The 10,075-nt window shown below is 61.1% G+C and carries 9 protein-coding genes and 2 pseudogenes; 4 read left to right on the top strand and 7 right to left on the bottom strand.

The annotated features are described in order from the left end of the window. Positions 1-103: 103 nt before the first annotated feature. Positions 104-1,257, bottom strand: a pseudogene (locus tag OU682_RS22475) (IS3 family transposase). Positions 1,258-1,346: 89 nt separating this feature from the next. On the opposite strand from OU682_RS22475, the gene OU682_RS22470 reads away from it, so the two are divergent. From OU682_RS22470 to OU682_RS22460, 3 genes are read left to right on the top strand one after another with little or no spacing between them, the layout of a single operon-like run. Next, positions 1,347-1,919, top strand: a complete 573-nt coding sequence (locus OU682_RS22470) for an acetamidase/formamidase family protein (protein ID WP_268944427.1) — start codon at positions 1,347-1,349, stop codon at positions 1,917-1,919. Further along, positions 1,916-3,214, top strand: coding sequence for an amidase (locus OU682_RS22465; RefSeq protein ID WP_268944426.1), 1,299 nt, complete (start codon positions 1,916-1,918; stop codon positions 3,212-3,214). Before OU682_RS22470 ends, OU682_RS22465 begins: the two co-directional genes overlap by 4 nt. Further along, on the top strand, positions 3,215-3,442 hold the full coding sequence (locus OU682_RS22460) for an amidase family protein (RefSeq protein ID WP_268944425.1): 228 nt from the start codon (positions 3,215-3,217) through the stop codon (positions 3,440-3,442). A gap of 210 nt (positions 3,443-3,652) precedes the next feature. Here the strand turns inward: OU682_RS22460 and OU682_RS22455 are convergent, their stop codons facing one another. The 4 genes from OU682_RS22455 to OU682_RS22440 all read right to left on the bottom strand — a co-directional run bounded on the left by OU682_RS22455 (position 3,653) and on the right by OU682_RS22440 (position 7,742). Further along, positions 3,653-4,942: a TRAP transporter large permease gene (locus OU682_RS22455; RefSeq protein WP_268944424.1), complete on the bottom strand. Its 1,290-nt coding sequence runs from the start codon at positions 4,940-4,942 to the stop codon at positions 3,653-3,655. Next, entirely contained in the window at positions 4,935-5,429 is a 495-nt protein-coding gene (locus OU682_RS22450) for a TRAP transporter small permease (protein ID WP_268944423.1), read from the bottom strand. Before OU682_RS22450 ends, OU682_RS22455 begins: the two co-directional genes overlap by 8 nt. A gap of 4 nt (positions 5,430-5,433) precedes the next feature. After that, positions 5,434-6,402 carry a TRAP transporter substrate-binding protein gene (locus tag OU682_RS22445; protein ID WP_268944422.1) on the bottom strand — a complete coding sequence of 323 codons (969 nt, stop codon included), beginning with the start codon at positions 6,400-6,402 and terminating at the stop codon, positions 5,434-5,436. A 305-nt stretch (positions 6,403-6,707) separates the two neighbouring features. Beyond that, the gene (locus OU682_RS22440; RefSeq protein ID WP_371832300.1) at positions 6,708-7,742 is read right to left on the bottom strand and encodes a fatty acid desaturase; all 1,035 of its coding nucleotides are present in this window, start codon (positions 7,740-7,742) and stop codon (positions 6,708-6,710) included. A 333-nt stretch (positions 7,743-8,075) separates the two neighbouring features. Between OU682_RS22440 and rsgA the strand changes: the two genes are divergently transcribed. Then, the gene (gene rsgA, locus OU682_RS22435) at positions 8,076-9,014 is read left to right on the top strand and encodes a ribosome small subunit-dependent GTPase A (RefSeq protein WP_268944421.1); all 939 of its coding nucleotides are present in this window, start codon (positions 8,076-8,078) and stop codon (positions 9,012-9,014) included. 127 nt (positions 9,015-9,141) lie between these two features. On the opposite strand, the gene OU682_RS22430 is transcribed toward rsgA, so the two are convergent. Both OU682_RS22430 and OU682_RS22425 read right to left on the bottom strand, forming a co-directional pair. Beyond that, positions 9,142-9,603, bottom strand: coding sequence for a hypothetical protein (locus OU682_RS22430; RefSeq protein ID WP_268944420.1), 462 nt, complete (start codon positions 9,601-9,603; stop codon positions 9,142-9,144). A gap of 70 nt (positions 9,604-9,673) precedes the next feature. After that, positions 9,674-10,075 (bottom strand): annotated as a pseudogene (locus OU682_RS22425) (hypothetical protein); the annotation flags it as partial.

Here is a 10,075-nt window from a genome sequence, read left to right as displayed (position 1 = left end):
AGAATCTCGTTAGCCTGGCGCAGTTCCCGGTTCTCCCGCTCGAGCGACCTCATCCTCTCGGCCATGGCGCTGGGAATTGACCTGCCCCCCGGTCGTCCCTCGTTCATAACGAGAGTCCTTGGGGTTGATAATGGTCGGTTTCGAGTTGGGCAAGCGCGCCGGGCGCGGAGCCCTTAGATTGCTCAAGCGCCCGGCGCGCTTCTGCGGGGGTCTTGTTGTCCAGCGATGAATGCGGCCTGACGTGGTTATAGTCGTAGCGCCACAGGGCCAGCTTGCGGCGGGCATCGGCCAGGCTATCGAAGATTTCCTCGTTGAGACATTCGTCGCGCAGTCTGCCGTTGAAGGACTCGATGTAGCCGTTCTGCTGCGGCTTGCCCGGGTCGATGTAGTGCCATTCGACGCCATTCTCGTTGGCCCATTTCAGGATGGCCTTGCTGGTGAACTCGGTGCCATTGTCAGAGACTATGCAGGAGGGTTTGCCGTAGATCCTGACTAAGGCGTCCCATTCGCGCGCCACCCTGGCCCCCGAGATGCTGGTGTCGGCGATCAGGGCCAAGTTCTCGCGGCAGCAATCATCGTTGACGGCCAGAATGCGGAACTTGCGGCAGGCCCCGAACGTGTCGGATAGGAAGTCTCAGAACCACCGCTGGTTCGGGCGCAATGGCACCGGCATCGGGGTTCGGCTTCCGCGTTCTCTCTTGCGGCCACGACGGCGGCGCACCGATAGCCCTTCTTCGCGGTAAATCCGATAGAGCTTCTTTGCGTTCATGATCATGCCCTTGCGCTCCAGCATGATGCCCACGCGCCGATAACCGAAGCGGCGGCGCTTCTCGGCGATCTTGTGCATCTCCTCACGGATTTCCCGGTTATCGGGCGGCCTGTCGCGCCGCACCGTCTTCGGATCGACACCGATCAGGACACAGGCCCGGCGCTGAGAGATCGGATGATCCCGCATCGCCCGCAGCACCGCGTCCCGCCGTTGCACCGGCGTCGTCAAGGCTTTCCCAAAAGATCCTTCAACACAACATTGTCGAGCATCGCATCCGCCAGCAGCCGCTTCAGCTTCGCGTTCTCGTCCTCGAGCTGCTTCAGCCGCTTGGCGTCGGACAGGTCCATCCCGCCATATTTGGCCTTGAGCTTGTAGAACGTCGCAGGGCTCAAACCGTGCTTCCGGCAAAGCTCGGAGGTGGGCAGTCCCGCTTCCTGTTCCTTGATCATCCCGATGATCTGCGCCTCGGTGAAACGGCTTTTCCTCATGTCGTCTGCTCCTTCTCAGGTGGGGCAGACTCTACATCACGGCAAGGGAACTTCCGGGGGGCAGGTCACCGGCGCCGCTGCCCGAACGGGTGCGCAAGCTGCAAGTCACCGCAGAGGAAGGCACCGTCTGGAACGACCGCATCACTCTGCCCTATGAACCCTTCATCGGCACCATCGGCACCGCCCCGCAGATCGAGGCCATCTCATCGCTGGTGCCCGACTATTACGGCGGCAACATGGACCTGCCGGATGTGGCACCTGGCGCGGTCGTCTATCTGCCAGTCCAGACCGAGGGCGGGTTTCTGTTCCTGGGCGACTGCCATGCCGCCCAGGGCGACGGCGAATTGTGTGGCGTTGCGATCGAACACCCGACCGTCACTACCGTCCGCGTCGATCTGATCAAGGGCTGGACCATCAGGGCCCCGAGGCTTGAGAACGAAAAGTTCTACATGACAATCGGCTCCTCCCGCCCGATGGAAGATGCTGCCCGCGGCGCCTATCGCGAGCTGATCCGCTGGATGGCCGCCGACTTCGGGTTCGACGAGATCGACGCCTACCTGCTTCTGACCCAGTGCGGTCGCATCCGGCTGGGCAACATGGTGGATCCGAAATATACCGTCGGTGCATCGGTCCTAAAATCCATCGTGGGGATTGCCCGATGAAGGACATGCTTCCCCCGCTGGGCGACCTGACGGTTGCCGGGATCCGCGAAGGTCTGGCCAGCGGCGCCTTCACCGCCGAAGCTCTGACCCTTGCCGCCATCACCCAGGTGCAGGCGGCGAACGGCACCTGGAACGCGATCATCTTCGAAAACGATGCCGCCTTGGAAACGGCCCGCAACATCGACCGTCGCATCGCGGCAGGCGAGCCGGTGGGCGCGCTGGCGGGCGTGCCCATCGTGGTCAAGGATCCGATGGATATGGTGGGCTTTCCCTCGACCGCAGGCTGGCGGCTGCTTTATTCCGGCGCGGGCGGCGTCGATCTGATGCCCGAACGCGACAGCCCGGTGGTGGCGCGGATGCGTGCCGCCGACGCCGTCATCCTCGGCAAGACCAACGTCCCGATCCTCAGCTGGACCGGAACCCATGCCAATGACAGTTGGGCCGGACCGACGATCAATCCCGCCGCACCTGACCGCGTGCCGGGTGGATCCAGCGCCGGCTCGGCGGCGGCGGTCGCAGCCCATATGGCGGTGATCGGGCTGGCCGAGGAAACGGGCGGATCGATCCAGAACCCGGCCTCGGCGCAGGATCTGGTGGGCATCAAGCCAACCATCGGGCTGGTGCCGAACGCAGGCGTCGTGCCGCTGTCGGCCAACCGCGACGTGGTCGGGCCTGTCGCCCGGACGGTCGCGGATGCCGCCGAATGCCTGACGGTGCTGGCAGGCTTCACGACCGAGGATCCGAAGACATTGGCATCGGTCGGCAAAATCCCGGCTGGCGGCTACGCGGCAGGACTGTCAACGGACGGTCTGCGCGGCAAGCGGCTTGGGCTCTATGGTCCGGGTTGGCGGCCGGATGCCCTGTCCGACGAGGCCGCACAGCTTTACGAACGCGCCCAGGGTGAGCTGACCGCGGCCGGCGCGATCCTGGTCGAGGATCCCTTTGCCGGTACCGATTTCGCCAGCCTGCGCCAGATTACACCCGGAACGCCCTTCTTCGACGGGCGCGGGCTGGAATCTTTACCCTATGACATGACCTGCTATCTGCGCCGCCTCGGGCCTGATGCCGCTCTGAAGTCATGGGACGATTTCGTCTCCGCCACTGCATCCGAGAATGTCTTGGAGAAAGGAGCCATCCTTGGCTATCTGCACGAGTTGCCGGATTTCGCAGCCTGCCTTGCCGATCCTGAGACGCCACCGGCCCTGCCTGACTTCCCTGAATTGAAGCGGCGCTATCTGGAACTGCTCAATCAGGTCTTCGCGGAACACGAATTGGACGGGCTGGTCTATCCGTAGATGCTGAACGAACTGCCCGCCCTGCATTCCGGCAAAGCGATCCGCGAAACCACCGTGGGCGAACTGAACATCGCGGGGATTCCTGGCATCACGGTTCCTGCCGGATATTACGACTCGGGGGCGCCCTTCGGCCTGATCTTTCTTGGCCTGCAATGGTCAGAAGCGGAACTGCTGAACCAAGCATATGCATACGAACAATCAACTCGGCACCGCAGGCCTGCCGTATAATTGTTGAGGGCGAAACGACTGAAGCTAAGGTCTGGACCCAACAATCGGCTTGCGACCCCCTTGGCTGCATGCGTCTCGACCCTAAACGAGGTTGGTCTCGTGCAATAGGAACTGGCAGCCGGGGACCTGTTGAACTGAACGCCTGCATAGCCCAGACAAGCCCCCGGCTATCCCTACCACAAGCGATGAGATCGCGGGTTCTGCAGACTGTCAGTGAGCAAAACCGCTGATCTTGGGTAGCCAGGTCGACAGCGCGGGCACAAAGGTCAGGATCAGCAGCGACGCAATTGCCGCAAGGAAGAAGGGTGGCAATTCGCGGACCAGCGCAGACGGCTTCTGTTTGGTGGCCGAGGCGACGACGAAAATCAGTCCTCCTACAGGCGGGGTCATAAGCCCGAATGTCAGGTTGACGATGACGATAATGGCAAAGTGATCCGGCGCGATGCCGAGGTTATAGGCAATGGGTGCCAGGATTGGAACCAGGATCATGACGCCGGGCAGCGGATCCATGAACATGCCGAAGAACAGCAGCAGAAGATTGACCATCAGCAGGAAGGCGATGGGCGAAAGGTCCATGGCAATGACGGCATCGGCCATGGTCTGAGGGACACCCTCGATGATCAGCACCCAGGCGAAGGCGCGGGCCGCTGCCAGAATCATCAGCACCGCGACGGACATGATGGCGGACCGAAGGAATGCCCCCCATAGGTCCGCAAAGGTAAAACCGCGATAGATGACAGCACTTGCGATAATCGCATAGAAGACTGCCACCACCGATGCCTCGGTCGGCGTGAACAGGCCGCCACGGATGCCGCCGACAATCAAGACGATCAGCAACAGGGCCGGCAATGCGGCTATGGTATTGCGCAGCATCTGCGAGGCGGGCGGGTGCACTTCAAGGCTGCGGTAATCCCGCTTGCGGCTGATCCACCAGTTCACTCCGGCAATGAGGGCCGATATCAGCAATCCCGGCAGCAAGCCCGCCATGAACAGCGATCCAACTGATACGTTGCGGTCCTGCAGCGCGTAGATGATCATCGTGATCGACGGCGGTATGATCGGATCGACCACGGCAACCGAAATGGTCAGCGCCCCCGCATAGGCCTTCGAATAGCCGCTGCGTTCCATCATCCGGGCCATCATCGCCCCCGGTCCCGCGGCCGATGCCAACGCCGAGCCAGAGATCCCAGCGAACAGGGTCCCCGTCAGCACATTGGCATAGCCGAGGCCTCCTCTCAGGTGACCAACGAACTGCGAAGCGAAACGTAGGAGCATGCGCGATATCGCGCCCGTGGACATGATTTCCGCAGCCAGGATGAAGAAGGGCACCGCCAGCAGGGGAAAGCTGTCGAGGCCCGTGAACATTTCCTTCACCACGACCACCATTGGATAACGTCCATCGATGGCAACCGCCGCGAAGGTGGCCATGGCCAGGCTGAATGCAACGGGGACCCCCATGATCATCAGAATCAGAAAGGCGGCGATCAGGATCTCAGCCAAGGGCGGTCTCTTCCGGATGTTGCAGGCCAGCGCGCAGATAGCGTGGCGCTATCAAGGCCAAGTGCACGATCATCAGCGCGAAGCCCACTGGCATTGCAGCATAGACCCACTTCATCGGGATACGGAGAGCGGCCGACCGCTGGACCGCCATCCGGTTCATGTAGTCGATGCCCACCCAGACCATGAAGGCAAAGAAGCCCAGCAGCACCAGCAGGATCAACGCCCGCAGCGCCCGCTGGCCCTGACTCGGAAGAGCTTCCTGCGCATTGGTGATTGCGGCATGTGCCCCTTCGCGCAGCGCGAGGCCGCTGCCCAGGAAGGTCAGCCAGATCATCGAATAGCGCGCCACCTCGTCTGCCCAGGTCAACGAATTGCCTGTCAGATAGCGGCCAACGACATTCCAGCCGAGCACGACTGACATCGCCATCAGCCCTAACACCAGCACGGTACCGTTAAGCGTCACAAAGGCATTTTCGAGGCGGCGCACCTGATCACTCGACCGCCTGGATCCGGTCCATCAGTTCCTTGCCGAACTGTGCCTCATAGTTCTTGTAAGGCTCCGCCAGCGCGTCACGGAAGGCGGCCTTCTGCTCGGGCGACAACTCATTTACCGTCATGCCGGCTTCTTGCATCTGGGCGACACCGGATGCGTCCACCTCGTCCACATAGGCACGCATGGCGACAACGGCATCGTCGGCGGCTTTCTCGAAGGCGGCCTTCTGTTCATCGTCAAGGTTACCCCAGAGCGACGGCGAGACGAGGATGATCGTCGACGAATAAACGTGCCCATCCAATGTCAGGTTCTCCTGCACCTCGTTCAGTTTGGCCGAGACGATGACTGAAAGTGGATTTTCCTGACCGTCGATCGCCCCTTGCTGCAGCGCGCCGATTACCTCGGGCCAAGCCATGGGCGTGGGCGCTGCGCCAAGAGCGCGGAATGCCTCGATGTGAACCGGGTTCTCCATGGTGCGGATCTTCAGGCCCTCAAGATCAGCCGGCGTCTCGATGGGGCCGCGATTGCTAGTGATGTGGCGGAAACCCTGCTCCCCCCATGCCAGTGCGTGCAGACCTGCGTTCTCGAACTTGGCAAGCATCTCGTCGCCGATCTCGCCATCCAGAACAGCGCGAGCATGTTCCTTGTCGCGCAACAGGAACGGGATGCCCAGAACACCTACTTCCGGCACAAAGTTCGACAGCGTTCCGTCCGAGGCGATCGTCATCTCAACCGTGCCCAGTTGCAGCCCTTCCAGAACCTCTCGTTCACCCCCGAGACCCGAGGACGGGAAGTGACGGAAGCTGAACTGGTCGCCCAGACTGGCCTTCAGAGACTCCTCGAAAGCCCGGGCTCCTGCGCCGTAATGGCTATCCTCGGCCAGCGCATAACCAATCTTGATCTCCTGCGCGGCGAGCGGCGCAGCAAAAACCGAGCCAAGCAAAGCGGCAGCAACAAAATGCTTCATTTCTCAGGTCCCTCCCTCGGATCGGGCGAAACTAGCGTCAGCTGACGTGCATGCGCAACCTGTGAACGAAGAGGAAGTGAACTGCGCCACAATACATTGGCGCATTTTTGTCAAGCATTGAGGCGGTGAGGCCATAAAGGGACAAGCATTTTCAGGTACAAGTACAAGCACGTGGAATAAGTCAGCCCTTCACCACCGGCCGCCCGAAGATCCGCCGGTCAGCACCACTGGGACAATCAAGGCACCGGGCTAAACGAGCAGGCGTGTGCCGTCACGTCTGTGGTTCTGCTTACGCCCACCGAGGCCTATGCAGGACCGTATTGCCGCTTCGCTTCTCTGAAGGATGTCAGACGTTTCAGTTTGTCGTCCCACAGGTGCAGGTTCACTGACCGCAGGCTTTCCCGCAGTGTCAGCTGCTGGGCAACGGCAAGCTCAGCGTGATCATCCAGTATCTGCGGGAGCCGGTAGAACGGGATGCGGCTGTAGAGATGGTGGACATGGTGAATGCCAATGTTGGCGGACAGCCAACGCAGGGGCGTGGGCAGGACGTAGTGGGAGGACCCCGCAAGCGCGGCTTCATGCACCTGCCACGCATCACCTTTCGCCCAGTGAGTTTCCTCGAACTGATGCTGCACATAAAACAGCCACATTCCGATGGTGGCGGCGACAAGGACAGTGGGAAGATAGATCAGCAGCACCGGCTTCATCCCGCCCAGCCAGAACATCACCGCAAGTAAAAGCGCAATCATGACATTGGTCGCCATTGCCGAGACCCAGTAGCGCCTTCCTGACCTCATCAGGCCAAGGGGCAAACGGTTCTGCAGCAAGAACAGATAGCCGGGTGCCAGTCCGAAAAGCACAATCGGATGACGGTAGAGGCGATACATGAGCCTGCCGAAGCGGCTCCGAGCCCGGTATTCGTCCACAGTGAGCGTTAGCACATCACCGATGCCGCGCTGGTCAAGGTTGCCATGCTGAGCATGGTGAAGAGAGTGGGTCCGACGCCAGACGTCATAAGGCGTCAGGGTTAGCACTCCCAGGCAACGACCCACCCAGTCCTGCACCCCCCGGCTGTGAAAGAACGAGGCATGGCCGCAGTCGTGCTGGATGCAGAATATCCGTACCAGGAAGAAGCCATTCAGGACCGCGATTCCTATCGCCAGCCAGGCGCTGATCGACATCGCGGTCCAGGCCAGAACCCAGAGCAAGGTGAACGGCACCAAGGTGACAAGAAGCTCAAGGATACTACGGCGTGTCGAGGGCTCGCGATACTTCGCCAGGATCCGGACCCAGTCCTTGGCAGAGCGCGCCAGCGCCGGCATGGTGTCGGAAGAGTTCATCAACATCGCCTTCGAGCTTGAGCCACGTCTGCCCATCGGCCCGCACGGCGTTATCTTGTGCTCCATCATCTAGGACAGGCCTGTCGGCCGAACAAGATATGGAAGACGGCAACGTGATCAACCTTCTCGCCGAGGCCCACCCGAGCTGACTATCCGCATGCCAAGAATGATAGCCCTGTCCTCTAAACGTTAGCCTTGCGTCAGCCGGTACCAGAGTTCAGAGAGGCCGCTGTGACACATTCATCAGATCAAGCCACGCAGTCATTGGTCTCCCTCGGCTGGACGGCATTTTTTGAAGACCAATTGGCTGCGGCAGAAACTGGCCTCGCAAGGATGCGCATTGAAACCGTTCACCGGGCCCGTCTGACTGCAAAGTCGCTGTCGGGTCCCGTACGGCTGACGCTTCCCGTCCATGTCCATACAGCAGATCAAGCAGTCGGAGATTGGGTTCTGGTGGAGCCGGAAAGCCACCTGCTTATCCGCCGACTAGAGCGCAAGACGCTGCTGCAGCGTCGCACGGAAGGGAGCCAAGGGCCGCAGCTGATTGCGGCAAACGTGGACACGCTCTTTATCGTGACCTCCTGCAACGACGATCTCAACGTGGCGCGCCTCGAGCGCTACCTGGCGCTTGCGAATGAAGCGGGCACGACGCCGGTAATCGTTCTTACAAAGGCTGACCAGGTAACGGCTGTCGGACCCTACCGAAAGCTAGTGGAAGGTCTGCAGCGCGGGCTTGAGGTGGTGACGCTGAATGCAAAGTCGCCGGAAGCGGCACGAACGCTGGCCCCATGGTGCGGCGCGGGTCAGACCATCGCCCTTGTCGGCTCTTCGGGGGTCGGCAAGTCTTCGCTGCTGAACACGCTCTCGGGTAAGTCAGCGGAAGAAGCACAACTGACGGGCAGCATTCGCGAGGCGGACAGCAAAGGTCGCCACACGACCACGTCGCGTTCGCTTCATGCCATTGCCGGGGGTGGTTGGGCGATCGACACACCGGGGATCCGAACGCTTCATATGAGCAACATCTCGACGGGGCTGGACCTGTTGTTTGCCGAGATTGCGGAACTTGCTCCCCTCTGCCGCTTTGGCAACTGTACCCACTCTCATGAACCAGGATGTGCCGTTCAGGCCGCGGCAGCCTCGGGAACACTTGACCCTATGCGGGTGGAACGCTGGCGCAAGCTCCTGGACGAGAACCAGAGCAATACGCCAATTCAATCTGGACCACGCGGCAACAAGGTCACCAAGGCGCCCAAGAGGCCGCGCGGAAGGTAATGTCATCCGGGGATCGGCCCCAAGATGCCATTCCCTCTTTGACCATTCTTGCGCTCCAACATCGTTGAAGCAGTCATTCGTATGGGAGCCCGCGGGCTGATGGGCCACAGGGTCTGCGTAGATTGCGCTATTCCTTTACCTCGAAGCCTACCGGGACACGGCGGCCCTTGTCTGCGGGCAAGCCGGCATCCTGAATCAGCTCCCGCACCATGAAGTCCGCATTGGGTCCTGCGTCCATGAGATGCTGCCAGATGTCCCGGACCGCCGGCGCCACACGGGTCTCGGTCACTGCGCGGGCCGTATGAAGCCAGATGACAAGGCCATCACTGCTGTCATACTCGCGCTTCTTGCGCAGGCCGGCAACTCTCGCCTGGACAGTCGCGGCAAACCGGGAGACAGCGTCAGCCTTCCAGTGGGACAGTTCGTAAAGGTTCTTGCCCTCTGAAAGATAGGAGGCGGCCCAGAACCGCGCCGCGGCGGCGTGGCTATCGACGTGATGCGGTTTTGCGGCGGCGAGTTTCTCTGCAAGAGCCTGTGCCTCCTCAACGAGGGCTGCCGTCGCTTTTTCTTGTTTCCAGGTGCTGAACATGATGATCCTTGTGCGGGCCAGAAGGGTGAAGGCAGGTCAGTCTAGTTGATGGTTTCGTCACCGATGCTCTTCAGTGGCCATGGTCCTCTGTCATCGCGTGTATCAGCTCTCGGGTCTTGAGCAGATCAGTCAGATCGACCGCCAATGGGGCCTTACCCTCGAGAGTATCCAGAAACGCGGAGATCAGGTTGCGGTGGCTGGTGTGATCGAAAGCCATCGGATCCGCTGCGCTGCCACTAGTTCCTTCGCCCCCCAGAGTCTCGACCTGGCCGTCATGATGGAAAACCTGCGCCTGCAAACCGTCAATGCGGATGGTCATGCGCTCGAAGATCAGGGTGATTGTCTCGGGCATGCCCGGAAAGCAGGCCGTCGTGGCCATGATGGTGCCGGGAACTGGGTCGTGTCGCGAATGTGGTGGAAATTGCCGGGCAGCGGGCTCCGGGCATGTGACGTTGGCTCCAGTCAGGCCGCG

This window comes from Paracoccus benzoatiresistens (assembly GCF_026913015.1).
In the GTDB taxonomy this organism is placed as follows: domain Bacteria; phylum Pseudomonadota; class Alphaproteobacteria; order Rhodobacterales; family Rhodobacteraceae; genus Paracoccus; species Paracoccus benzoatiresistens.
Note: the sequence above shows the minus strand (reverse complement) of the source record. Positions and strands in the feature narration are given on the sequence as shown.

What these genes read in the sequence shown, in the direction of transcription:
- OU682_RS22465 (WP_268944426.1), top strand. Translation starts at nt 1,916, where the DNA reads ATGAAGGACATGCTTCCCCCGCTGGGCGACCTGACGGTTGCCGGGATC.
- OU682_RS22460 (WP_268944425.1), top strand. Translation starts at nt 3,215, where the DNA reads ATGCTGAACGAACTGCCCGCCCTGCATTCCGGCAAAGCGATCCGCGAA.
- OU682_RS22445 (WP_268944422.1), bottom strand. Translation starts at nt 6,402, where the DNA reads ATGAAGCATTTTGTTGCTGCCGCTTTGCTTGGCTCGGTTTTTGCTGCG.
- OU682_RS22440 (WP_371832300.1), bottom strand. Translation starts at nt 7,742, where the DNA reads ATGAACTCTTCCGACACCATGCCGGCGCTGGCGCGCTCTGCCAAGGAC.
- OU682_RS22430 (WP_268944420.1), bottom strand. Translation starts at nt 9,603, where the DNA reads ATGTTCAGCACCTGGAAACAAGAAAAAGCGACGGCAGCCCTCGTTGAG.
- rsgA (WP_268944421.1), top strand. Translation starts at nt 8,076, where the DNA reads ATGCGCATTGAAACCGTTCACCGGGCCCGTCTGACTGCAAAGTCGCTG.